Annotated in this window: 18 protein-coding genes and 3 tRNA genes; 7 read left to right on the plus strand and 14 right to left on the minus strand. The window is 73.4% G+C overall.

Annotated features, from left to right (window positions below):
* Positions 1-167 precede the first annotated feature (167 nt).
* From CG719_RS03435 to CG719_RS03450, 4 genes are all read right to left on the minus strand, one after another.
* Positions 168-2,096: an ABC transporter ATP-binding protein gene (locus CG719_RS03435; RefSeq protein ID WP_100566955.1), complete on the minus strand. Its 1,929-nt coding sequence runs from the start codon at positions 2,094-2,096 to the stop codon at positions 168-170.
* Positions 2,096-3,829 (minus strand): ABC transporter ATP-binding protein, encoded by a 1,734-nt coding sequence (locus tag CG719_RS03440; RefSeq protein WP_100566956.1) that lies wholly within the window; start codon positions 3,827-3,829, stop codon positions 2,096-2,098. Before CG719_RS03440 ends, CG719_RS03435 begins: the two co-directional genes overlap by 1 nt.
* A gap of 276 nt (positions 3,830-4,105) precedes the next feature.
* Complete coding sequence (locus CG719_RS03445; RefSeq protein WP_100566957.1) at positions 4,106-5,560, minus strand: FGGY family carbohydrate kinase; 1,455 nt, start codon at positions 5,558-5,560, stop codon at positions 4,106-4,108.
* Between the two features lie 91 nt (positions 5,561-5,651).
* Positions 5,652-5,954 (minus strand): hypothetical protein, encoded by a 303-nt coding sequence (locus tag CG719_RS03450; RefSeq protein ID WP_100566958.1) that lies wholly within the window; start codon positions 5,952-5,954, stop codon positions 5,652-5,654.
* 145 nt (positions 5,955-6,099) lie between these two features.
* Here CG719_RS03450 and CG719_RS03455 point away from each other — a divergent pair.
* From CG719_RS03455 to CG719_RS03465, 3 genes are all read left to right on the plus strand, one after another.
* Positions 6,100-6,172, plus strand: a tRNA-Asn gene (locus CG719_RS03455).
* A 5-nt stretch (positions 6,173-6,177) separates the two neighbouring features.
* Positions 6,178-6,250: transfer RNA gene (locus tag CG719_RS03460), tRNA-Asn, on the plus strand.
* Positions 6,251-6,439: 189 nt separating this feature from the next.
* A tRNA-Ile gene (locus CG719_RS03465) sits at positions 6,440-6,516 on the plus strand.
* Between the two features lie 160 nt (positions 6,517-6,676).
* Here the strand turns inward: CG719_RS03465 and CG719_RS35720 are convergent.
* Both CG719_RS35720 and CG719_RS03470 read right to left on the minus strand, forming a co-directional pair.
* Positions 6,677-6,838, minus strand: coding sequence for a hypothetical protein (locus CG719_RS35720; RefSeq protein WP_199836493.1), 162 nt, complete (start codon positions 6,836-6,838; stop codon positions 6,677-6,679).
* Positions 6,835-7,707: an ANTAR domain-containing response regulator gene (locus CG719_RS03470; protein ID WP_100566959.1), complete on the minus strand. Its 873-nt coding sequence runs from the start codon at positions 7,705-7,707 to the stop codon at positions 6,835-6,837. The genes CG719_RS35720 and CG719_RS03470 overlap by 4 nt, the downstream gene beginning before the upstream one ends.
* 415 nt (positions 7,708-8,122) lie before the next feature.
* Here CG719_RS03470 and CG719_RS03475 point away from each other — a divergent pair, with 415 nt between their 5' ends.
* Complete coding sequence (locus tag CG719_RS03475) at positions 8,123-9,055, plus strand: anti-sigma factor RsbA family regulatory protein (protein WP_100566960.1); 933 nt, start codon at positions 8,123-8,125, stop codon at positions 9,053-9,055.
* A gap of 95 nt (positions 9,056-9,150) precedes the next feature.
* On the opposite strand, the gene CG719_RS03480 is transcribed toward CG719_RS03475, so the two are convergent.
* Both CG719_RS03480 and CG719_RS03485 read right to left on the minus strand, forming a co-directional pair.
* Positions 9,151-10,191, minus strand: coding sequence for a rod shape-determining protein (locus tag CG719_RS03480; protein ID WP_100566961.1), 1,041 nt, complete (start codon positions 10,189-10,191; stop codon positions 9,151-9,153).
* Positions 10,192-10,426: 235 nt separating this feature from the next.
* Positions 10,427-11,905 (minus strand): acyl-CoA synthetase, encoded by a 1,479-nt coding sequence (locus CG719_RS03485; protein WP_100566962.1) that lies wholly within the window; start codon positions 11,903-11,905, stop codon positions 10,427-10,429.
* A gap of 171 nt (positions 11,906-12,076) precedes the next feature.
* On the opposite strand from CG719_RS03485, the gene CG719_RS03490 reads away from it, so the two are divergent.
* Positions 12,077-12,949, plus strand: a complete 873-nt coding sequence (locus tag CG719_RS03490) for an ATP-grasp domain-containing protein (RefSeq protein ID WP_100567188.1) — start codon at positions 12,077-12,079, stop codon at positions 12,947-12,949.
* 4 nt (positions 12,950-12,953) lie between these two features.
* Here the strand turns inward: CG719_RS03490 and CG719_RS03495 are convergent, their stop codons facing one another.
* Positions 12,954-13,544 carry a hypothetical protein gene (locus tag CG719_RS03495; protein WP_100567189.1) on the minus strand — a complete coding sequence of 197 codons (591 nt, stop codon included), beginning with the start codon at positions 13,542-13,544 and terminating at the stop codon, positions 12,954-12,956.
* A 165-nt stretch (positions 13,545-13,709) separates the two neighbouring features.
* Between CG719_RS03495 and CG719_RS03500 the strand changes: the two genes are divergently transcribed.
* Entirely contained in the window at positions 13,710-14,483 is a 774-nt protein-coding gene (locus CG719_RS03500; RefSeq protein ID WP_100566963.1) for an IclR family transcriptional regulator, read from the plus strand.
* Entirely contained in the window at positions 14,480-15,325 is an 846-nt protein-coding gene (locus CG719_RS03505) for an SMP-30/gluconolactonase/LRE family protein (RefSeq protein ID WP_100566964.1), read from the plus strand. Before CG719_RS03500 ends, CG719_RS03505 begins: the two co-directional genes overlap by 4 nt.
* 24 nt (positions 15,326-15,349) lie before the next feature.
* Here the strand turns inward: CG719_RS03505 and CG719_RS03510 are convergent, their stop codons facing one another.
* The 5 genes from CG719_RS03510 to CG719_RS03530 all read right to left on the minus strand — a co-directional run bounded on the left by CG719_RS03510 (position 15,350) and on the right by CG719_RS03530 (position 22,986).
* Positions 15,350-16,747, minus strand: coding sequence for a pyridine nucleotide-disulfide oxidoreductase (locus tag CG719_RS03510; protein ID WP_100566965.1), 1,398 nt, complete (start codon positions 16,745-16,747; stop codon positions 15,350-15,352).
* 26 nt (positions 16,748-16,773) lie between these two features.
* A complete protein-coding gene (locus CG719_RS03515; protein ID WP_100566966.1) occupies positions 16,774-17,949 on the minus strand; it encodes an MAB_1171c family putative transporter in 1,176 nt (391 codons plus the stop codon).
* A gap of 151 nt (positions 17,950-18,100) precedes the next feature.
* On the minus strand, positions 18,101-19,267 hold the full coding sequence (locus CG719_RS03520; protein WP_100566967.1) for an MAB_1171c family putative transporter: 1,167 nt from the start codon (positions 19,265-19,267) through the stop codon (positions 18,101-18,103).
* Entirely contained in the window at positions 19,264-19,788 is a 525-nt protein-coding gene (locus tag CG719_RS03525) for a toxin (RefSeq protein WP_199836514.1), read from the minus strand. The genes CG719_RS03520 and CG719_RS03525 overlap by 4 nt, the downstream gene beginning before the upstream one ends.
* Before the next feature lie 231 nt (positions 19,789-20,019).
* Positions 20,020-22,986 carry a beta-galactosidase gene (locus CG719_RS03530; protein ID WP_100566969.1) on the minus strand — a complete coding sequence of 989 codons (2,967 nt, stop codon included), beginning with the start codon at positions 22,984-22,986 and terminating at the stop codon, positions 20,020-20,022.
* Between the last annotated feature and the right edge of the window lie 687 nt (positions 22,987-23,673).

Raw genomic sequence — 23,673 nt, forward strand, 5'->3', positions numbered from 1 at the left:
GTTGCCGACGCTCCGCGTCGACGCCCTCCTCCGCCTTGCAGTCGGACGCACCAGTCCCCGCTCACCCGAGTCGATCAGAGACCGTGGGTTTTCTGCGACCTGATCCGCCGGACAGGCCCCAGCGCCGCTCACCCCGGTGAGCGGCCCCCGTCACACAGCACCGGCGGTCAGTCCACCTCGGCGACCGCCTGCGCGAACTGCGCCTTGTACAGGCGGGCGTACGCCCCGTCGGCACCCAGCAGCTCGTCGTGGGCGCCCTGTTCGACGATGGAGCCGTTCTCCATGACGAGGATCGTGTCCGCGTCCCGGATCGTGGAGAGCCGGTGGGCGATGACGAACGACGTCCTGCCGTGCTGGAGTTTGGCCATCGCCTTCTGGATCAGCACCTCGGTACGGGTGTCGACCGAGCTGGTCGCCTCGTCCAGGACGAGGATCACCGGGTCGGACAGGAACGCCCGCGCGATGGTGATGAGCTGCTTCTCACCGGCGCTCACCCCGGAGCCCTCGTCGTCGATCACGGTGTCGTAGCCGTCGGGCAGCGTACGCACGAACCGGTCGGCGTGCGCGGCCCGCGCCGCCTCCTCGATCTCCCCGCGGGTGACCTCGCGGGAGGCGCCGTAGGCGATGTTCTCCGCGATGGTGCCCCCGAACAGCCAGGTGTCCTGGAGCACCATGCCGATCCCGGACCGCAGTTCGTCCCGCGACATCTTCCCGATGTCGATCCCGTCGAGCGTGATGCGCCCGCCGGTGACGTCGTAGAACCGCATGAGCAGGTTGACCAGTGTGGTCTTGCCCGCGCCGGTCGGGCCGACGATCGCGACCGTGTGGCCGGGCTCCACCGTCAGGGACAGGTCCTCGATGAGCGGCTTCTCGGGGTCGTAGCGGAACGACACGTGCTCCAGCGCGACCTTTCCGCGCAGCTCCTCCGGCCGCACGCCCGGCACCGGGTCCGCGGTCTGCTCCTCGGCGTCCAGCAGTTCGAAGACGCGCTCGGCCGAGGCGACGCCGGACTGCACCAGGTTGGCCATCGAGGCCACCTGGGTCAGCGGCATCGAGAACTGCCGCGAGTACTGGATGAAGGCCTGCACGTCACCGATGGACAGCGTGCCCGAGGCGACCCGGAGACCGCCGACGACGGCCACCAGCACGTAGTTGATGTTCGACACGAACATCATCAGCGGCTGCATGACGCCGCTGTTGAACTGCGCCTTGAACCCGGCCTCGTACAGCGCGTCGTTCTGCTCGGCGAACTGCTTCGCCGACTCCTCCTGCCGCCCGAACACCTTCACCAGGGTGTGCCCGGTGTACATCTCCTCGATGTGCGCGTTGAGCTGGCCCGTCGAGCGCCACTGCTGCACGAAGTGCGGCTGCGACCGCTTGCCCACGCGCGTGGCGACGACGAACGACAGCGGCACGGTCACCAGCGCGACCAGCGCCAGGATCCAGGAGACGTAGAACATCATGACGAGCACGCCGATGATGGTCAGCAGCGAGTTGATGAGCTGGCCCATCGACTGGTTGAGCGTCTGCCCGATGTTGTCGATGTCGTTGGTGGCGCGGGAGAGCACCTCGCCGCGCTGGCGCTTGTCGAAGTACGACAGCGGCAGCCGCGACAGCTTCGTCTGCACGTCCTCGCGCATCCGGAACACGGTCCGGTTCACCGCCCGGTTCACCAGCCGCGTCGCCACGCCCATCAGCAGGCCGGCCACCAGGAACGTGCTCAGCGCGAGCAGCAGCACATTGCCGACGGCACCGAAGTCGATGCCCTTGCCGGGGGTGAAGTCGGTGCTCCTCAGCATGTCGGCGATCGCGCCCTGGCCGCGCTCCCGCATGGAGGCGAGGACCTCGCCCTTGGTCGCCCCGGCCGGCATCTGCCGGCCGACGATCCCCGCGAAGACCAGGTCGGTGGCCTTGCCGAGGATCTTCGGCCCGATCACGCTGAGCATGACGCTCACCACCACGCACAGCACCAGGGCGGCGACGGTGACCCGTTCGGGCTTGAACTGGGCGATGAGCCGTTTGCCCGACTCCTTGAAGTTCAGCGAGCGGTTGTCGGGCCCGGACCCGCCCATCATGCGCCCCATCGGCCCGGCCATCAGGCTGCCTCCGCTTCCGTGAGCTGGGAGAGCACGATCTCCCGGTAGGTCTCGTTGTCGGCCATCAGCTCGTGGTGGCGGCCGGTGCCGACGACCCGTCCCTCGTCCAGGACGACGATCCGGTCGGCGTCGCGGATGGTGGCCACGCGCTGGGCGACGATGACGACGGTCGCCTCGGCGGTCTCGCGCCCCAGCGCCGCCCGCAGGGCCGCGTCGGTGGCGTAGTCGAGGGCCGAGAAGGAGTCGTCGAAGAGGTAGATCTCCGGGCGCTGCACCAGGGTGCGGGCGATGGCCAGGCGCTGGCGCTGGCCGCCGGAGACGTTCGTGCCGCCCTGCGAGATCGGCGCGTCCAGGCCTCCCTCGAGACCGGTGACGAAGTCCCTGGCCTGTGCCACCTTCAGCGCCTGCCAGAGCTCCTCGTCGGTGGCGTCCGGGTTGCCGTAGCGCAGGTTGGTCGCGACGGTGCCGGCGAACAGGTACGGCTTCTGCGGGACCAGGCCGACCGTTCTGGCGAGCAGCTCCGGACCCACGGTGCGCACGTCCACGCCGTCGACGAGGACCTCTCCGTCGGTCGCGTCGAACAGCCGGGGCACCAGACCGAGCAGGGTGGACTTGCCGCTGCCGGTCGAGCCGATGACGGCGGTCACCTCGCCGGGGCGGGCGACCAGGTCGATGGCCCTCAGGACGGGCTCCTCGGCCCCCGGATAGCGGAAGCCCGCGCCGCGGATCTCCAGATGGCCGTGGCGGCGCAGCTCGGTCACGGGCGCGACGGGCGGCACGACGCTGGACTCGGTGTCCAGGACCTCCTGGATGCGCTCGGCGCACACCTCCGCGCGCGGCACCATCATGAACATGAAGGTCGCCATCATCACGGACATCACGATCTGCATCAGATAGGCGAGGAACGCGGTCAGGTCGCCGATCTGCATCCCGCCGCTGTCGATGCGGTGGGCGCCGAACCACACCACGGCGATGGACGACACGTTCACCACCGTCATCACCATCGGGAACATCAGCGCGAGCAGCCGGCCGGTGGCCAGCGACATCTCCGTCAGGTCGGTGTTGGCCCTGCGGAAGCGGTCCTTCTCGTACTCGTCGCGGACGAAGGCGCGGATCACGCGGTTGCCGGTGATCTGCTCGCGCAGCACCCGGTTCACCACGTCCAGGCGCTTCTGCATGGACCGGAACAGCGGACGCAGCCGGCGCACGATCAGCGTCACGCAGATGCCGAGCACGGGGACGACGGCGACCAGCACCGCGGACAGCGGCACGTCCAGGCCGAGGGCCAGGACGACGCCGCCCACGCACATGATGGGCGCCGACACCATCAGGGTGAACGTCATCAGGACCAGCATCTGGACCTGCTGCACGTCGTTCGTCGTCCGCGTGATGAGGGAGGGCGCCCCGAAGTTGCCGACCTCCCGGGCCGAGAAGGACTGCACGCGGTCGAAGACGGCCGCCCGTACGTCCCGGCCGAGCGCCGAGGCGGTGCGGGCGCCGAAGTAGACGGCACCGATGTTGCACACGACCTGTGCAAGGGAGATGCCGATCATCACGGCGCCGAACGTCAGGATGTAACCGGTGTCACCCTTCACCACACCGTTGTCGATGATGTGGGCGTTCAGCGTGGGCAGGTAGAGCGTGGCGCAGGTCTGCAGGAACTGCAGCAGCACCAGCAGGGTTATGGGTTTCTTGTAGGGCCTCAGATAGGTCCGCAGGAGTCGTATGAGCACGCTGGGTCTCTCGCAGTCGGCGGTGGGGGCGGTCGATGTCCCCTGGCACCTATCGTCGAACACTCCACCCGCGTTACCTCAACCGATTAATCCGCCCGCGGGTCAAGGGCCGAGCCCTGGTCGGCCCTTGACCTCGCGTCCGCGATCCATCGCACGAGTGAACCGTTATGTCCTGAACGCCCCCGTGTGGGTGGTCGTTGCGGCCCTCGGAATGAACCCTTATGTCCGATAAGCCCGAAAGGGCCTGTGGAGTGAAAGGGATCGGGGGACGGGGTGTCACCCCGCGAAGGCCCCCGGGTGAACCTGCTCACGTACCGACACGTACTGCTGGCGCACCGCCTGGCCCACCGCCAGATCCTCGCCGGGCTCCAGGACCTGGGCCACCGCGCCCTGCCAGGCCGGCGGGGTGCGCGGATCGAGGGTGCCCTGAGAGGCGCCGAGCGCCCAGGCGGCCTGCCGGGCGGCGCCGATCGCGGCGTAGTCGGCCGGCTGCGGTACGACGACCTGCGCGCCGAACACCGCCGGTGCGACGGCCTGTACGGCGGGCAGCTCGGCGGCGGGGCCGAGCAGGAAGACCCGGCGCACCTCCACACCCCGGCCGCGCAGCACGTCGAGCGCGTCCGCGAGCCCGCACAGCATCCCCTCGAACGCGGCCCGCGCCACATGCTCCGGCTTCATCGACTCCCGCCGGAGCCCGGCGAGCATCCCGGCGGTGTGCGGCAGATTGGGTGTCCGCTCGCCCTCCAGATAGGGCAGCATCACGAGTCCGTGCGAGCCCGGCGTCGACTTCATCGCCAGGTCCGACAGACCCTCCAGGTCGGGCATGCCCAGCAGTTCGGCGGTGCCGCGCAGCGCCCGCACCGCGTTCAGCGTGGTCACGACCGGCAGGTGCATGCCGGTGGCGTCGGCGAGCGAGGTGATCATCCCCGTCGGGTCGACGAGCGCCTCACGGTGAACGGCCATCACCGAACCGGAGGCGCCGAGGGAGACGACCGCGTCGCCCAGACCCAGCCCCAGGCCGAAGGCGGCGGCCATGGTCTCCCCGGTCCCGGCCGAGATCAGCAGCCCCTCCGGGGTGGTGCCGGCCGCCTCGGCGGGACCGATCACCTCGGGCAGCGCGGCCTGCCGGCCGAGTGCCAGCTCGACCAGGTCGGGCCGGTAGGTGCCGGTGGCGGCGGACCAGTAGCCGGTGCCGGAGGCGCCGCCGCGGTCGGTGGTGCGGCGCATCGGCCGTCCCAGCAACTGCCACACCAGCCAGTCGTGCGCCTGGAGCAGGAGCGCGGTGCGCTGGGCGGCCTCGGGCTCGCTCTTGGCGAACCAGCGCAGCTTGGTCACCGGCAGCGGGGCCTGCGGCACGCAGCCGACCGACTGCGCCCAGACCTCGCGGCCGCCCAGCGCGTCGATCAGGTCGGCCGCCGCGACCTGCGCCCGCCGGTCGCCGCCGACCATCGCGGGCCGCACGGTGGCACCCTGGGCGTCGATCGGAACCAGCGCGTTCTGCTGCGCGGAGACGCCGATCGCCTGCACACCCTCCAGGAGCCCGCCGCCCGCGGCCTCCCCGAGGGACAGCAGCCAGGCCTGCGGATCGACGTCGGCGGAACGCCCGCCGCCCTCCGGCGTCTCCACCGGATGCGGCGCATATCCCTGCCTGAGTACGGACCCCGTGTCCGCGTCACAAACGACGATACGAGTGAAATCGGGCGAACTGTCCAACCCGGCGACTATCCCCATGGCCAAAATTCTGCCGTACCGCCGCCCTTGCTCGGGCCGCGGCCGCCCCGGCGCCGCAAGGGACACGCCCGGTGCCGCCGGGGCGGGCCGGTCACGTGTTGCTGGTGCCCCAGTCGTCCTCGCCGCTGCCGTTGGAGTGGGCGCGCAGGGAGCGCACCCGCTGGGCGACCGACTCGGGAATGCGGTCGCCGACCTTCTCGCTGACCGTGTGGTAGGCCCGGTCCGCGAACTGCCGGCCCTGCTGCGCCGCGGTCTCGGCGGTGTTGCGCACGGCGGGGTTCTGGGCGATCCGGCCCGCGGACTTCTTCAGCTGCTCGTAGCGTTCACGTCCGGCCCTCGTGCCCAGCACGTAACCCACGGCGATCCCTGCGATGAACGTGAGCCGGTAACGCATGGCGGCCACCCTTCCCTTGCCTAGAGGTCACAGCCGGGGGAACCGATTGGCGGAGCACCCCCCTGCTTGCGCTAATGTATGTGTCGCAGCGAGCGCGCGCCCCCTGGCGAATACCCGGGTAGGTGCGTTCGATGCAACGAGGCATTCCTCCGTAGCTCAATTGGCAGAGCAGCCGGCTGTTAACCGGCAGGTTACTGGTTCGAGTCCAGTCGGGGGAGCTCGGTCCTCCGTAGCTCAATTGGCAGAGCAGCCGGCTGTTAACCGGCAGGTTACTGGTTCGAGTCCAGTCGGGGGAGCATGTTGAACGAGGACCCTCCGGGGTCCTTTTTCATGTCCGGTTTCATGCCCTTGGGGAACCGCCGCGGCCGCGGTGAAGTCCTTGAGGTCGTGAACGGCCGCGGAAGACGACCATCCGAAGCAGGAGATCGTATGAGCGGCTATGCTGCGGCAGACGGCGCGCACACATGTACGCGACGCGCCGCAACGGGGCGGTAGCTCAGCCGGTTAGAGCAGCGGACTCATAATCCGTCGGCCGTGGGTTCGAGTCCCACCCGCCCCACCAGGCGCTACCCGCGCAGAATCGATGTGACCAGCGGTTACGCCGGTCATTCCCAGCCAGTCTGTGGCCCCCGGAAGTGGATCCGGGGGCCATCGGCGCGTGTTGGCCCGTTTTGCACTCGGCCGGAGCAACGGCTCGCGCGGACGGGCTACTGACGCGCCGCTCAGGAACGGTCGTCGGCGGGGTCGGCGGTCTCCGGCAGATCGTCGCGGTCGCCCTCGGCCTGGGAAGGGGTCGGGTACGGCGTATCCGGCGGTCCTGCGGCGCGCTGCGTGCCCTCGTCGTCGCGTTCGCCCTCGGCCTGGGAAGGGGTGTGCTCTCTCATGGTGGTGGCTCCTGCGGAGGGGTGACTCCTGTGGACGGGGCAGGTGACTCGTCCGCCTTTCGGGTACCCCGGTGGCCGGTCCGACACCGTGCCCGCGGGGTGTCCGGACCGTCTTCGTGCGGCGGAGTGTCCGGGCCGTCTTCGCGCCGCGGGGTGTCCGGGCCGGGGCCGGTGTGCCGGGCGAGCGCCGTGCGCAGGGCCGTGCGGATCTCCTGGGGCGGTGCGGGGCCGTCGTAGCGGGCACCGGCGATGATCGCGGCGGCCACCGTGTGCAGCTTGGTGTTGGACCGCTGGGAGGCCTCCCGGAGGATGTCCCAGGCCTGCTCCGCGGTGCACGCGTGGGTGGCCATCAGGACGCCGCGGGCCTGGTCGATCACCGGGCGGGACGACATGGCCCGGCGGAGCTGGTCGACCTCCGTCTGAAGCCGGCGCAGCCGCTCCGTCCGTTCCAGGGCCACCGCGGAGGTGCCCTGCGCCGCGGGCGCCTCCGGATCCACGCCGGCCGACGGCCGCGGCGCGTCCGCGGTGTCCAGGCCGGTCAGCTCCAGGACGCGGCGCGGCTGTCCCGTGCAGCCGGACGCGGTCACCCGGAGCGGCGGGCGCCGGCCGCGGTCGCCGAGGGTGTGCAGGAGTTCCAGCCCGGCGGTGTCCATGAACGTCACCCCGGACACGTCCAGGTCGACCCGGCCGATGTCCGGCGGCAGCTCGGCCGGCGCCTGGGCCAGGGCCTCCGCGCAGCCGTGGACCAGTTCACCGCGCGCGGTGAGCGACGCCCGGTCGGCCACCGGGTCCGTGCGGACGTCGACGGTGAGCGTGCCGGCCGGGGTGCTCCGCCGTCGTACATGGGCTCGTGGTGCCGCTGCGGCCATCTCCCGCCTCGTCCGTTCTCGTCCGTCCTCGGCAGTCCTCACGCGTCCTCGCGACGTCGCGTCTCCCCGTCCCCGCCGGTCCGCGCCCGGACGCGCGCCGCGGCGCCGCGGCGCCACGGAACCCCGGCGGTGCTGTCCTGCGCCTGCCCGCTCACCGCGGGACCACACACGGCCGGGAACGGGCCTTCCCGGGTGCACGGAGGGACGGGCCCGGGCGCCGGGAGGACGGGAGCGGCCCGCGCCGCCGGAGCCGGACCGCGTCACGAGCCGCGCCCACGGATCGACGGGCCTTGCCGGGAGAGCAGTGGGTACGCGTAAGGCGTAGGTGCCGGACGGACGGAGGACAACGGGCCTCGCGTCCGGCGGCAACGGAGATGTCCTGGCCCGCGCTGCCGGGGACGGAGGTGTCGACGTCATGACCGCGACCGCGGAACCCTTCGGCCACCCCGCCCTGTTCTACAGGGACGAGCGGGAGTACCTCAGGGGCACCGTGCCCTTCGTACGTGAGGGACTCGAGGCCGGTGAGCCGGTCGCGGTGGCCGTCCCCGGTGACAACCTCCGGCTGATCGAGGCCGGCCTCGGCGCCGACGCCGGGTCCGTACGGCTGCTCGACATGCGCGAGGTCGGGCGCAACCCCGGCCGGATCATCCCGGCGGTGCTGCGTGCCTTCGCCGACGCCCAGCCGCCCGGGCGCCGGGTGCGGATCGTCGGCGAGCCGGTCTGGGCCGGCCGTACGCCCGTCGAGTACCCGGCCTGCGCCCAGCACGAGGCGCTGATCAACCCGGCCTTCGAGGGGCGGGAGGTCACCATCCTGTGCCCGTACGACGCCGCCCGGCTCGACGGGCGGGCCCTCGCCGACGCGTACGCCACCCACCCCGAAGTCATTCCCTCCGGTGCCGCCGCGCAGCGGGAGAGCGCCGCCTACGCCCCCGAGCAGATCGTCGCCCGGTACAACGAGCCCCTGCCGCCGGTGCCGGACGCGTTGTCGTTCTTCTTCACGGCGGGCACGCTGTCGCAGGTCCGGCACGTCGCCGTCGCCGAGGGCGCACGGCTGGGGCCCGCCGCCACCCGGCTCGAGGACCTGGCCCTGGCCGTGGCCGAGCTGACCACCAACAGCGTGGTGCACGCGGGCGGTTCGGGCGAGCTGCGGGTGTGGGCGCAGGACGGGTGCGTGCTGTGCGAGGTGCGGGACAAGGGCCGCCTCGACGATCCGCTGGCCGGCCGCCGCCCCGCCCCCCGCGAGCAGCGCGGCGGCCGCGGACTGCTGCTGGTCAACCTCGTCGCCGACCTGGTCCGTGTGCACACGGGCGAGGAGGGCACCACCGTCCGCTGCTGGTTCGCCAACTGACCACGCGGTGTCTCAGCGCGCCCGCGAATGAGGCGGGTTGACGGCCGCGTGGGCTGACGGCGTCCGGGTGCCGGCGCGTCGGGCGGACAACGCGGTTACGCGCCCAGTGGGTTGAGGACCATCGGCTCGATCTCGCCCTCCAGCATCGCGCCCAGGCCCTGGATCGCGCACATGTCGGGGCGTTCGGCGATGTGGACCGGCATGCCGGTCGCCTCGCGCAGCATCAGGTCCAGGCCCGGCAGCAGCGCGGAACCGCCGACCATCATGATCCCGCGGTCGGCGAGGTCGGCCACCAGATCCGGCGGGCACACGCGCAGCACCCTGTAGATGCCGTCGAGGACGGCGGTCAGCGGCGTCCGGATTGCCTCCCGTACGGCGGCGGTGTCGATCCGCACGGACCGGGCCAGCCCGGTGGCCACGTCCCGTCCGTGGATCTCGGTGGACGCCGGGCCCGACGGGGTGATCCCGTTGCCGGACAGGGCGATCTGGAGCGGCCGCAGGGACTGGCTGGGCAGCGTCAACGCGTGAGTCAGGCGCAGGTGTTGCACGATCGCCTGGTCAACGGCCTCCCCGCCGACGGGAATGCGCTCGGCGGTGACGATCGAGCCGAGCGAGAGGACGGCCACCTGGGTGGCCGCGGCCCCGCACACCATGATCATGGTGGCCTCGGCCCGCTCCACGGGCAGCCCGCAGCCGACGGCGGCGGCGATGAGCGTGTCGACGAGTTCCACCCGGCGCGCGCCGAGCCCGACGAGCGTCTCGATCGTGGCCCGCTGGGCGAGCGGATCGGCGTCGTGCGGGGTGCAGGCGGCGGCCCGCAGCCGGGCCGCCTTGCGGCGCAGGGTACGGCGCATCCCGTCGCCGAGCAGGTGCCGCAGCATGCGCTGCGCCATCTCGATGTCGACGACCGTACCGCCGGAGACCGGGCGGACGACCCTGATGTACGCGGGGGTGCGGCCCGTCATCCTCTCCGCGAACTCCCCGACCGCGATCAGGGCCCCGTTACGGGTGTTCACGGCCGCGACGGAGGGCTGGTCGACGACGAGCCCCGGGCCCTTGACGTAGACACGGGTCCGGGCCGCTCCCAAATCGACGGCGAAGTGGCAGCGGCGCAACTGCTCCAGAGTGGCGGGCATGGCGGAGCCTCCTGAGAGCGCGGACCGTGGCGGCCACCGGAAGGAGGCCTCCCTGGCATCGTGCTCGGGCGGCACGGCGGGCGCCTGTTCAAGGGGGCCGGGCGGGTCGCCGCTGGACGGGTGCATTCCGGCGCGCCGCGCGTAAGGAGCGGCGCACCAGGACAGATGACCGGCCCCCGCCGCGGGTTGGGCCCGCGAGGGGTCGGCGGGGGACTGGGCCTTCGCGGGCCGCCGTTCAGCCCCGGGGCAGCGCCCGCTTCATGATCTTCCCCATGTCGTTGCGGGGCAGGGCGTCGAGGAACCGGACGATGCGGGGCCGCTTGTGCGGGGCGAGGCGCCGGGCCACGTGATCGGCCAACTCCTCGGAACCCGGCGGGAGGTGCGGATCGGCCGGGACGATCCAGGCGACGATCCGCTCACCGAGATCGTCGTCGGGCTCCCCGGTGACGGCGGCCTCGCGTACCTCCGGGTGCTCCAGGAGCGCGTTCTCGATCTCGCCCGCGCCGATCTTGTAACCGCCGCTCTTGATCAGGTCGGTGGCCTTGCGGCCGACGATGCGGACCTGCCCGTCGGGGTCGCGCACCGCCATGTCGCCGGTGCGGAAGAAGCCGTCGGCGGTGAACGCGGCGGCCGTCGCGTCGGGCCGGTTGAGGTACTCGGTGAACAGGTTCGGCCCGCGCACCTGGATCTCGCCGACCGTCTCCCCGTCGTACGCCGCGATCTCCGTACCGTCCTCCTCCACGAGCCGCAACTCGACGCCGGGCAGCGGCACCCCGACCGTCCCGGCGCGGGACTCGCCGTCGGCCCGCACGCTGGGCCGGGGGTCCGGGGGTGTCCACCGGGGCGAGCACAGCATCAGCGTCTCGGTCATCCCGTACCGCTCGATCACCCGCCGTCCGGTCGCGGCCGTGATCCGCTCGTGGTCGTGCACGGGCAGGGCGGCCGACCCGGAGACCAGCAGCCGGGCCCCGCCGAGGGCCTTCGCCAGCTCCGGGTCGCCGGGCAGCGCCTCGGCGATCCGGTGGTGCATCGTCGGCACGCCGAACAGCATGGTCGCCCCGCCGTTCAGCTCGCGTGCCACGCCGTCCGTCGTGAACCGCCCCAGGTGCCGTACCTCCCCGCCGCGCCGCAGCGGCCCGAGGACGCCCAGCACCAGTCCGTGCACATGGAACAGCGGCAGCCCGTGCACCAGCACGTCGTCACCCGTCCACTGCCACGCGTCGGCCAGCGCGTCCAGGGTGGCGGCGAGCGCCCGGCGGGGCAGGACGGCGCCCTTGGGCGGACCGGTCGTACCGGAGGTGTAGACGACGAGGGCCGGGTCGCCCTCGCCGGCCCCGTCCTCGGGAACGCGCCCCACGTCCCGCACATCCACATCGAGCCGCTCCAACCCCGCGAGCGCGGCGGGCAGTTCGTCCCCCGGCGCGGCGATCACCACGGGCGGCGCGCTGTCGGTGAGGATGTGCCCGAGCTCCTTCTCGCCCGACCTCGGGTTGAGCGGTACGGCGGCGACCCCGGCCAGCAGCGTGCCCACGACCCCGACGGCCGTCTCCAGCCCCGGAGTCGCCCACACCGCGACCCGCGACCTGCCACGCACCCGGGCGGCCACGGCCCCGGCCGCCGCCGCGAGTTCCGCGTACGTCAGCGACCGGTCACCGAACCGCAGCGCGGGCCGCTCACCGGGATCCTTCGTCAGGGCGGGGAAGAGGGAGGACACGTGGGGGACTCCTTGCGACTCTCGTACGGGCCGGCCGGGGGCCGGCGACTGAGGTTCCTGCACCAGGGGCGACCGTACGCGCCGGCGCGGGCGGTTGTTAGCCTGCGTGGCCCGTCACTGTTCGCAGCCCTGTACGGGGATCCACGAGGATCCACCAGGATGGAGGCAGCCGTGCCCCGCATCGCGCTCGTCACCTGCCGGCCCGCGCCCGGTATCAGCGCCGACCGGGACCTTCCGGTGCTGGTGGAGGCGCTGGAGCAGGCCGGGGCCGAGGCCCGGGCCGTGGCGTGGGACGACCCGGGGGCCGACTGGGGCGGGTTCGATCTCGCCGTGATCCGGTCGACCTGGGACTACAGCTGGCGGGTGGCGGAGTTCACGGAATGGGCCGAGCGGTGCGCGAAGGCCACACGGCTGGCCAATCCCGTCGAGGTCGTGCGGTGGAACGTCGACAAGCGGTACCTCGGGCAGCTCGGGGCGGCCGGGGTGCCCGTCGTGCCGACCCGGTACGTGGCTCCCGGAGACCCGGTCGACCTGCCCGTCGACCACGAATTCGTGATCAAGCCGGCGTCCGGGGCCGGCGCGCGGTTCGCCGCCCGGTACACGCCCGACGAGCGTGACACCGCCGTACGGCAGCTCGCGCGGATGCACGCCGAGGGGCTCACGGCCATGGTGCAGCCGTACATGCGGCGCATCGACGCGGGCGGGGAGCGTGCGCTCCAGTTCCTCGGCGGACGCCTGCTGCACGCGGGCCGCAAGGGTGCCGTCCTCGCCCCCGGCATCGCCTACGACGAGCGCAAGGTGGCCCACCCGGGCATCGCGCCCTGGATCCCGACCCCTGCCGAACTCGCCGTCGCCGAAAGCGCGTTGGCAGCCGTGCCCGGCGCTCCCGAGCTTCTCTTCGCCCGGGTCGACCTGGTGGACGGGGAGGACGGCGAACCCCGGCTCATGGAGCTGGAGCTGGTAGAGCCGAACCTGTTCCTCCGGCTGCACCCAAAGTCGGTGGCGGCGGTGACGGAGGCGATCCTGGCCGCCGCGGCGGGCTGAGCCGCTATTCGCTCACGCGCGTGCGCTGCAGCAGGCCCCAGGTGAACTCGGCCTCGACCTCCCGGGGGACGCCCTCCCCGTCCGGGGCCCGGAACGCCAGGCCCCAGCGGGTCGGGGCGGTGCCCTCCAGGGGCCGGGCCGGGGCGAAGGCGCGGGCGGCCTCGTCGACCGTGCAGGACCAGGGGGTCAGATCGGCCACGGTCCGCAGGCCGGGCCCCTCGGCGCCCGGGGCGCGCACCAGCCACTCGTTCCAGACCCGGCCGTCCGGGGCGACCAGTACCTCCAGGCGCAGGTCGGGCCAGAGCGGGACGGGCCACGTACGCGCCTCGCAGTCCAGATCGCCGATGCGGCGGGCGGTCGTCGACTCGGGCTCGCCGAGGACCGAGCGGTAGCGGGACGCGGCCGAGCGGGCCCGTGGCGAGCGGGCCATCGCCTGCCAGTGCTTGTTGGCCTCGCGCATCTGTTCGCGGGAGACGCCCAGCGTACGGCGGGCGTCCTCCACCAGCTCCGGGTTGTGGTCGGCCATGCGGCGCAGCAGCACGAGCTGGAAGTCCAGCGGGGTGAAGGCGGGGCGCTGTCCGGAGGGCGTGGTCATGCGGTCCATCGTCGCCCACCCGGCCTCGCCCGGCCCTTCCGCCCATTGCCTGCGCATTCCGCTCTGACTAGCCTGTGTTCGTCATGCCGACCGCCTGTTGAAATTTCGAACAGGCATGGATCGCACAGGCGCATATCAGGCGCATATCAAGGGAGGGGGCCGGTCGTGGGACGCCTCGTACCTGCCGTGACCCGGGCTCTGGACATACTCGAGCTCTTCCTCGACGGGGACGGGACGCTCTCCGCCCCCGACATCGTGCGCGGGCTGGGACTGCCACGCACCACGGTGCACGAGCTGGTCACCACGCTCGCAGCCCGCCAGTACATCGTCCCCGTGACCGGGCAGCCCGGACGCTACCGGCTGGGCGTACGCCCGTATCAGCTCGGCAGCCGCTACGCGGAGCAGCTGGATCTCGCCGCCGAGGGCCAGTCGGTCGCCCGCTCGGTCGCGGAGACCTGCGACGAGACCGTGCACGTGGCGATCCTGGAGGACACCGACGTCATCTACATCGCCAAGGTGGACTCCACGCACGCGGTGCGCATGGTCTCCGCGGCCGGCCGCCGCCTCCCGGCGCACTGCACCTCGGTCGGCAAGATGCTGCTCGCCTCCCTGCCCGAGGCGGAGCTCGGCGCGCGCATCCCGGACGACGCCGAACTGGTCGCGATGACGCCGCACAGCATCACCGACCCGGCCACGCTGCGCGAGACCCTGGGCGAGGTCCGGCGGCGGGGCGTGGCGGTGGAGAGCCGCGAGTCCAACCCGGACGTCAGTTGTGTGGCCGCGCCGGTGCGCGACCGTACCGGGCAGGTGGTCGCGGCCCTGTCCATCTCGGTGCCCATGATCCGCTGGAGCGAGGAGCGGCGGGCGGAGCTGGAGCGGCTCGTCGCGCAGGGCGCTGCCGGGCTGTCCGAGCGGCTCGGCCACCGGGGCGCGGCATGACGGGGTACGAGGTCGCCGTCCACGCGCGGGCGGAGCTGGGCGAGGGCCCGACCTGGGACCCGGCGGCCGGGCGGCTGCTCTGGGTCGACATCCTCTCCTCCCGTGTGCACGCCTACGACCCCTCCTCGGGCCGGTGCACGGTCCGTACGACCGAGCAGCACGTGGGCGCGGCGAAACCCCGCGCGGGCGGCGGGCTCGTGCTCAACCTCCGGGACGGTGTGGGTCTGCTGGACCCCGACGACGCCTTCCGCTGGCTGCACCACGACCCGGCTCCCGGCCGGCGCGCCAACGACGCCGCCGTGGCACCCGACGGCTCCCTGTGGGCCGGCACCATGCGCTACGACGAGGCGCCGGGAGGCGGCACCCTGTCCCGCCTCACCGGCGACGGCACGGCCGAGGTGGTGCTGCCCGCCGTGGCGGTGAGCAACGGCACCGCCTGGAGCCCCGACGGCCGCCTGATGTACTACGTCGACTCGCCGACCCGCCGTGTCGACGTCTTCGACTTCGACGGCCGACGGATCACGGGCAGGCGGCCGTTGGCCCAGGTGGAGCAGGGCGCCGGCTTCCCGGACGGCCTCGCGGTCGACGCCGACGGCTGTGTCTGGGTGGCCCTGTGGGACGGCGGCGCGATCCGCCGCTACACCCCCGACGGCACTCTGGACCGCGTGCTCGCCCTCCCCATCTCCCGCCCCACCGCCTGCGCCTTCGCCGGCCCCGGCCTGACCGACCTCTACGTCACCACGGCCCGTACGGGCCTGGCCGCCCCCCACCCCCTGGCGGGCTCACTCCTCGTCGTCCCCGACGCGGGGCGGGGCCTGCCCCAGCCCGCCTTCGCGGGCTGACTCCTGCGTGCCCCGGGGGCCGGGTCAGGCGTTCGTCCGGTCCAGCTCCTGAAGGATCTTGCGTTCGGCCGGGGTCAGCGGCGGGCCCGACAACGGCGGGAGCAGAGGGCCGTTCAGGACGTCGAGGAGGGTGTCGGGGCGGAGGAGGCGCTCCGGGCCGCTGCGGAGGCTGGTGACCTCCCAGAGGGCGGCCGCCGCGCGGTAGGAGCCGGTGGCCGCCCGCGTCAGACGGCGGCTGTAGGCGGTGACCAGGCGGTCGGCGGCTTTGGGCCGGGCGCCGCGGCTGTCCGGGTACCAGACGTCCTGGCCGACCGCGGCCGCCCAGGCCGCGTCGACCGGCCGGGCGGCGCCGCGCTGCACCCGGCGCGCGAGACCGGGCGCGTCCGGGCCGGAGCGGCGCAGTTCGTCGCGCAGCAACCGGGCGCCGAGCGCGGCCACCGACATGCCCTGCCCGTAGGCCGGGTTGTAGGTGGCCACCGCGTCGCCCAGCGCCACGAAGCCCTCCGGCCACCGCGGCAGCTTCTCCAGGTAGCGGCGCGCGTTGCTGGTGCTGCGGCTGATGTACACGTCGGTGAGGGGCTCGGCGCCGGAGACGAGCCGGCCGACGACGGGGGACGGCAGATCGAGGGCGTAGCGCAGGAACCCGTCGGGGTCCGCCGGCGGTTCGCCGCCCCGCGAGCCGGCGAGGCTGACCATCCAGCGGTCGCCCTCGATCGGCAGGACCATGCCGCTGCGGCCGGGGCGGCCCGCGTACGGGTCGGCCTGCACCATCGTCAGCGGGAACTGCTCGGCCCCGGCGGGCGTGCGGTACACGCGGGTGGCGTTGACCAGCCCGGCGTCCACGCCGCGTTCGCGCACCCCGGAGATCCCGAGCTCCCCGAGCCAGGTCACCACCCGGGTCCCGCGCCCGCTCGCGTCGACCACGAAGTCCGCGGGCAGCACCTCCTCCGCCGCGGGGGTGGCGACGCGCACACCGCGTACGCGCCGCGCGTCGCCCACCAGGCCGACCGCCTGCGCCTTGCGGATCACCGTCCCGGTGTGGGCGAGGACGGTGGAGCGGACCGTGAAGTCCAGCAGGGCGCGGGTGCAGCTCAGCATTCGCGGGCCGTCGTGCCGCCAGCGCCGCAGCCAGCCCTCGGGGGTCAGGGCCACCATGCCGTGGCCCAGCGGTATCTCCCGGGCGCCCGCGGCCAGCAGACGCCGCCGGATGCTCCCGCCCGGCATCAGCTCCTCCATGGCGGCCAGGCCGCCGGCCATGAGCAGATGGGCGTGGCGCCCCTGCGGCAGGCCTCTGCGGTGCTCCGGGCCCTCGGGCAGGTCGTCGCGGTCCACCACGACCACGTCGTCCACGATGTCGGACAGCACCGCCGCGGCCAGCATGCCGGCCAGTCCGGCACCGATGACGACAGCTCTACGGGGCATGGGGCTCCTCGGAGTCGGCCATGGCCTCAGCCATGGGTGGTCCTCACCGTTCCCGCGCGCAAGGCGGTTTCGGAGGGTGTACGGACCAGCGCCTGCGCCAGTTCCACCAGACCGCTGGTTCCGGACACCTCCGTGGCGTGGAGGCGGTAGCCGCTCGGCGCCGGAAGCGGCTCCTCGCGGGCGGCGGCGCGGCGCGCGGCGTCGGCGAGCATCGCCGCCTCCGCCGCGATCCGCGCCTGGTGCGCGTCGCGGCCCGCGCGCCGGGCGGCGGCCAGCGCCCGCTCGCGGACCGCGTCGTCGAAGTACGGGGCGAGGCCCAGCAGCGCGTCGTGGATGGACACCTCGCGCCACTGCAGGCGGGCCAGCGGCAACTGCCACCACGAACTCGGCGGCTTGGGCGCGGTGGACACGAACCGCACCCTCGACCACAGCGGGCCCAGCCGCCGGTGGTCGCGCAGGCCGCGCGCCTGCGCGAGGGCCGCCGGGAGCAGCCTGGGCAGCACGAAGCCCGCCGAGCACAGGAGTGCGGCGAGGGAGGCCATCGGCGGGGCGACCTTCGTGGACAGCACGTCCAGGTCGTGTCCTGTCCAACGGGCCGCGACCGCCGTGTACTTGGTCAGCTGGAAGCCCGCAACGTCCAGCGCCGAGCCGGCCAGGATCAGCCGCAGTCCCGCCCGCAGCAGCCCGGTGACCTCGCGGCTCCACTTGACGCACAGCGCGCACGCCGCCAGGGTCGCGGCGCTGTGCCCGAGCAGGTAGAGCAGGATCATCTCGCGCAGATACGGAGTGTTGGCGTAGTAGGTGTCCAGGTCGGTGAGCCGCTCGGTGCGGGCGTCGCCGAGCGCGAACAGCACGACGATGGCGACGATCAGCGGGGCGTAGACGGCGATGCTGCGCAGCACCGTCCGCCGCACCCGCTCGCGCGGGCCGCCCCGCCAGTTGATCAGCAGGATGAGCAGCGAGCAGCTGTACGCGGAGAGCATTCCGTAGGTCAGCGGGGCACCGAAGTTGGGGATGCCGGTGAGCTCGTTGACGGTGGCCAGTGTCAGCGGCGCCGAACAGACGAACACCAGCGAGCCGAGCACGATCGCCGCGCAGGTGGACATGGTCAGCGGATTCCGTACCGCGGTCCGCGGCCGGCGCAACAACACGGTGGCGGAGAGCCCGAAGATCCCGGCCGCCAGATAGACGACAAGACTCACACCGGCCACCTCCGCCCACGGCGCGTGGCGGCGGCCGTACGGGTGGCTGTGCGTGGTGCGGCGGAAGGGTGGGGCGTCGAGCGCCCTGCCGTGGACATGGGCGCGGTTGTGGGGGGTTCCTGTGGCGGCGGTTGTGCCGCCGGCGCGGCTGTCATGGGGTGCTCGTGGGGGTTGGGCCGGTGGGGATGCGGGGGGTTGTCGCGGGGGGAGGGGCGGACAGGGCGTCCGCGACGCGGACCAGGGCGGCCGGGCCCGGCACCCGGACGGTCAGGCGGTCCGCCTCGCCGGGCAGCGGCGCTCCGGGTTCGCGTACGGCGGCGGCGATGACCGCCGCCCACGCGGCGGCCTCGGCGCGCTCGGCGTCCCCGGTCGCTCCCAGCACCGCCTCCTGGGTCCGTTCGTACAGGGACCGGTCGAAGGACGCGTCCAGATAGCTCAGCGCGTTGTGGATGCTGGTCTGGCGCCATATCAGCCGCGTGGTGGGCGTGGCCCAGCGCGGCCGCGGCAGCCGCAGGCAGCGGCGGGTGAGCAGGTCGTCCAGCTCGCGCTCCAGCGGTTCCAGCCGCGCGAACGCCAGCCGGGACCGCCGCCACTCGGTGAGGCGGGGCCCCGCCAGCGGCACCAGGATGCCCGCCGACGTCAGCAGCGCGCCCAGCCCGGCGGCGGCCGGAGAGACGTTCGTGCTGAGCCCCGACCAGTCCCGCCCGCACCAGCGGGCGACCACGGCGACAAGCTTGGTGACGCTGTACCCGCCGCCGCACAGCGACCCCACCCCCAGGACCACAAGACCCGCCCGCAGCCAGCCGGTCACCTCGCGGGCCCAGCGCAGCGCGGACACCGCGGTGACGCTGACGGCGCAGAGGTGCCCCACCAGGTACAGCACGATCATCTCGGCGAGGAACGGCGTCGTCGCGTAGTAGGTGTCCAGGTCGGTACGCCGCTCCACCGGCGCCTCACCGAGCGCGAACATGGCGGCGATGCCGACGAGCACCAGCGTGTAGGCCACGATCCAGCACCGGGCCACCCGGTGCACGCGCTCGCCGCCCCGCCAGTGGACGACGAGGACCTGGGAGGCCGCGCTGTAGGCGGTGATCGACGCGTACGTCAGCGGTGCGGCGAGGTTGGGCACACCGCTGAGCCGGTTGATCGCGCCGACCGTCGGCGGGGCCCCGAGCAGGAAGCAGAAGCCGGCCAGACCCAGCACCGCGCAGATCGCGCGCAGATACGGATCGCTGCGGTGACGGGCCAGATCGGGCGCCTTCACCGCCAGGCCCAGCCACAGCACACCGCAGCTCACGTAGTTGATCAGGCCACTCATCCGCCCTGAATCCCCCGGTAGTTGAGGGCCGCCCCGATGCGTCCGGCGAGGTCCTGGCCGTGCTCGGGGCCCTCCGCGCCGACCGGGTCCGCCGGCGCCTCCAGCCAGGTCCGCAGCCGACGGCCCATCAACATGCCGAACCGGTCGGCCTCCTGCTCGTCGGCGAGGCTGAAGTCGGTGCGCGCCGCGACCGGCCGAGGCGGTCCCGCGGCCGGGGCGGCGTCCGCGTCGCTCTGGCGTCGGCTCATGTGCCACACCTCGTGGCAGAAGATCACGATCTGGTGCCACACGGCGGCCCGCTGGTCGACGACGACCACGTCCTGCGTCTCGCCCTCCAGCCACAGCCCGCTGGCGGTGTGCGGCGGGAACACCTCCCGCCGGACGACGACCCGGCGGCCCCGCCAGGCGCTGACGGAGTCGACGAGCGCGGCCAGCAGCACCTCCGGGTCGGCGGGCACGGGCACCTGGATCGGGTCGATGAGCGCGTCGGCGAGCCGGCGCATCTCCCTCTTCCTACGCACCATGTTCCCCCGCGCATCTCCCAGGCCTGCCCACATCATCGGGCGAGGCGGGCCGGGCCGCCCGCGGAGTCCATCGCCACACCCCTTCCGGCCCCCGTCACGGGGGCCGTCCGAGCCTACGCGGCCGGAGTTGCCCGCGTCATGCGATCCGACGACCGTCGTGCGACCGGAAACGACCGCCGCCGTCCGCGCGACGCGCACCCGCCGGGGACGGGGTGGGAACCCGTCCGGTCACCGCCCCGGCGAGGGCAGCGGCGTCACCGGCACCCCGCCGGCCGCCGCGCCCAGCAGCGTCAGCCGCACCTGCCCCGGACCCGACAGTGTGGTGAACTCCGACAGCACCGCCAGAGCAAGGGTGTTGGTGCCCCGCGTGCGCAGGATCCCGTTCGGCAGGATGAACGTGTGCTGCGGACCCACATCGTTGATGTACTGGCCCATGTTCCAGCCGTTGAGGAAGATCTGCGCGCGGTAGGAGCGGTACCGGTCGTCGTCCAGGGTGAGCCCGATCGAGGCGTCCACGCCCTGCTCCACGGCCAGCCGGAACGTGGTCCGGTACCAGGTCACCCCCTGCCGCCGCGCCGCGCGCGGGAACGCGACCGGCTCCCAGTCGCGGTCCGCGAAGCCCGGCAGATGCCAGCCCTCCCGCTCCCCGTACAGCCCGCCGTTGTTCAGCGGCCCGCGCACCGGGTCCGGCGCGGTCTCGCCCTGGATCCGCCACCGCACCTTCGGCGCGCCCCCCTTGAAGGCGACCGCCGTCAGACCTCGCGCCGCCTTGTGCGTGTCGCGCGCGGAGCCGTCCTGGTCGTGCTGCATCCGCCGCACCAGGACCGACAGCACGTGCCGGCCGGGCCCGCGCTGCGCCTCGCGCACCGGAAAGACCGCCGTGTCCGACCAACTGCCCTGCCGGATCGTGCTGTTGTCGGGCACCGGCAGCCGGTGGGTGCCCAGCGGCTCACCGTCCAGCCAGGCCATCAGCAGCCCCTGCGTGCCGGCGGCGTAGGAGAGGGAGACCGATTCGATGCCGGTGGCGTCCGTGAACGTGCCGCGGTACCAGACGTCCCCGTAGTGGAAGCCGTAGTCGTCGGCGAACAGCACCGGCTGCCCCTTCGGCACGGGAGTCGTGCTGTACGAGGACGTCCGGTCGGCGGCCTTCCACGCCGAGTCGTCGAAGCCCGGCCCGGACTCGGGGTTCTCGGCGCGCATCCGCCAGCCGCCGAGCGCGGGCAGCGCCACCTCGGGCACGCCCGGCAGCGGGGCGGCCGCCCGCACGCTCTCCGAGCCGGTGGCCGACACCGGCACCGCGCGGCCGTTCCACGTCACGCCGTCGATGCCGCGCGGCCCCCACATCTCCAGACCGGTCTCCCCGACGGTGTCACCGGTGAGGTGCACCGTGGAACCGCGCACGGTGGCGGTGCGCAGCAGCGCGGGGCCGTGGACCAGCAGGGAACCCGACGGGGTGTCGTACGGCCACAGGCGCGTCGAGGTCGCCTCGTCGGCGAACAGCAGCAGCAGCGGGCGGCCGTTCCCGTCGCCCTCCACCCGGACGCCGATCAGCCCGCCGGCGCCGAGCGGGACGGTCAGCCGCAGCAGACCCCGGTCGTAGGCGTACGCGGCCTGCTGGCTCATCCGGGTCACCAGCGGCTCCTCGGCGGCCTCCAGGACCACGCGCGCCATTTCGCCCTGCGGCCCGCAGAACACGGCGACGTCCTGCCGTCCCGCGTTGAGGAACAGCATCGGCTGCGCGGTGGAGTACCGCACCTTCCGCTGCCCCAGCGTCAGCCCGGTGACCATCAGCCGGGCGTCCCGGGCCGGCACGGTCACCGGCAGGTCGGCGCCGGCCGCGCGCAGCGTCGAGGAGACCTCCTGGCCGCCGTCGTTGCGCAGGACGTAGACGTGGGCGCCGGTGTCCGGGTTCTTCAGGTGGTACGTCGTCAGCCCGCGCACCTTCACGTCGGCCGCGCGGTCCAGCCGGGCGAAGTCGGGAACGCGCTGGAGCATGTGCCCGATCTGGTGCATCGGCACCAGCTTCTCGGTGGGCAGGCGGCCCTCGTCCAGGGCCGCCCCGTAGTCGTACGACGTGTAGACGACCGGCGCGGGCAGCCAGCCCCAGGAGGTGCCGCCGAAGGCCATGTACACGTTGTGGACGGTGATGCCGTTGGCGAGGTGGGTCAGGTAGAAGCGCCGCTCGTACGCCGCGTCCCGGGTGCGCCGCGACTCCGCGTACCCCTTGCCCTTGGACCAGGCACCGCCCCACGGATCGAACCAGCCGCCGCCGGACTCGGGCATGAACCCGGGCGTACGGGGACTGGCGCTCGCCCCGCCGGTCTTCCCGCCGCTCCCGAAGTACCCCCAGTCGGGCGGGGTCTGGGACGGCGAGGGGTACCCGTCGAACCCGTACAGCCATCCCCGCTTCTCACCGCCGGTGTCGAACGAGCCGGGGGTCCAGTGGCCGTTCCTGCCCTTGTCGTTGTGGAAGAGGGGCACGTCGATGCCGTCGGCGCGCACCTTCTTGTACAGGTGGGACATGTAGGCGCGCCCGGTCGGCTCGTCCACGTGGGCGTCGTACTCGTTCTCGATCTGGTAGAGCAGGACGGTGCCCCTGCCCCGGGTGAACAGGTGCCGGGCGGCGATGGCGTCGACGTGGCCCAGCCACTCGTCGACGTGCTTCAGGTACGTCGGGTCGGCGGTCCGCGCGGTGCCCTCGGTGGCGGTCAGCCAGCCGGGGAAGCCGCCGCCGTCGACCTCGGCGTTGATGTAGGGGCCGGGGCGCAGGATGACGTAGAGGCCGGTCTCGGCGGCCATGCGCAGGAACAGGTCCAGGTCCCGCACCCCGGTGAAGTCGTACCGTCCCGGGGCGGGGGAGTGGTAGTTCCAGGCCACGTAGACGCTGACGGCGTTGAAGCCGTACGCGCGCATCTTCTGGAGCACGTCCCGCCACAGGGCCGGGCTCGGCAGCCGGAAGGGGTGCATCTCGCCCGACCACAGCACCAGCCGCCGGCCGTCGACCAGCAGCGAGTAGGAGTCGAAACCGACGCTGTGCCGCCGTCCGTCGGCGCTCGGCGGGGGCGGTGGCGGGCCCGTGGGCACGGAGCGCGCGGCGAAGGCCGACGGCGCTCCCGGGCCGCCGCTGCCGCCCAGAGCCAGTCCGAGCGCGGCGGTGCTCGCGAGGGCGCTGAATGAACGTCTGCTGAGCGCCAAGGGTGTGCCTCCGGGGGCGATCTTACGGGCGCGGATCCCGTCATTCTCCACGGAACCCACCCGCCCCACGCACGCGCACACGACTTGGCGCGGCCGCGGGGGCACCCCGGAACCGACCGGCCAAGTCGAGCCGGAGCCGCCGCCCCCGGTTCAGCCGCGTCGCGCTCGGCCAGTTCTTGGGCCGGACCAGCCGAGCGACCGGGACCGCAGGGAGAGGGGACACCCGGCGGGCTACGGACCCGGAGCGGGGCCGGTCCGGGGCTGCGGGGCGCCGTCCCCGGCCCGGCCGGTGGCCGGGGCCGCCGCGAGGCGGGGCGGTGAGGCGGCCGCGTGCGGGGACTCCCGGCGGGTCCGGGTGCGGTGGCTGGGCCGGGGCCGCGGAGGCGCCGCCCCGGCTGCGCCGCTTGGCGGCATGGCTCATGTCTGCTGCGGTGGGCCGGCCGGTGGCCAGGGCTGGAGTGAGGCCGGACTGTCGGGAGGCGGGGCGGTGAGGCGGTCGCGTGCGGGGACTTCCGGTGGGCCCGGGTGCGGTGGGTGGGCCGGGGGCCGCGGAGGCGCCGCCCCTCCCCGGCTCTGCCGCTTGGCGGCCTGGTTCGTGCCTCCCGCGTTGGGCCGGTTCTGGGGGGTGGGTCGGCCGGTGGCCGGGGTCAGGGTCGCGGAGGCGACCGCGAGCCGGGATGCCCGGCG

The organism is Streptomyces sp. CB01373 (assembly GCF_002803075.1).
Classification (GTDB): Bacteria; Actinomycetota; Actinomycetes; order Streptomycetales; family Streptomycetaceae; genus Streptomyces.

Coding starts and splice junctions, on each gene's coding strand:
- CG719_RS03435 (WP_100566955.1), bottom strand. CDS start 2,096: ATGGCCGGGCCGATGGGGCGCATGATGGGCGGGTCCGGGCCCGACAAC.
- CG719_RS03445 (WP_100566957.1), bottom strand. CDS start 5,560: ATGGGGATAGTCGCCGGGTTGGACAGTTCGCCCGATTTCACTCGTATC.
- CG719_RS03450 (WP_100566958.1), bottom strand. CDS start 5,954: ATGCGTTACCGGCTCACGTTCATCGCAGGGATCGCCGTGGGTTACGTG.
- CG719_RS35720 (WP_199836493.1), bottom strand. CDS start 6,838: ATGAGAGAGCACACCCCTTCCCAGGCCGAGGGCGAACGCGACGACGAG.
- CG719_RS03470 (WP_100566959.1), bottom strand. CDS start 7,707: ATGGCCGCAGCGGCACCACGAGCCCATGTACGACGGCGGAGCACCCCG.
- CG719_RS03475 (WP_100566960.1), top strand. CDS start 8,123: ATGACCGCGACCGCGGAACCCTTCGGCCACCCCGCCCTGTTCTACAGG.
- CG719_RS03480 (WP_100566961.1), bottom strand. CDS start 10,191: ATGCCCGCCACTCTGGAGCAGTTGCGCCGCTGCCACTTCGCCGTCGAT.
- CG719_RS03495 (WP_100567189.1), bottom strand. CDS start 13,544: ATGACCACGCCCTCCGGACAGCGCCCCGCCTTCACCCCGCTGGACTTC.
- CG719_RS03505 (WP_100566964.1), top strand. CDS start 14,480: ATGACGGGGTACGAGGTCGCCGTCCACGCGCGGGCGGAGCTGGGCGAG.
- CG719_RS03510 (WP_100566965.1), bottom strand. CDS start 16,747: ATGCCCCGTAGAGCTGTCGTCATCGGTGCCGGACTGGCCGGCATGCTG.
- CG719_RS03520 (WP_100566967.1), bottom strand. CDS start 19,267: ATGAGTGGCCTGATCAACTACGTGAGCTGCGGTGTGCTGTGGCTGGGC.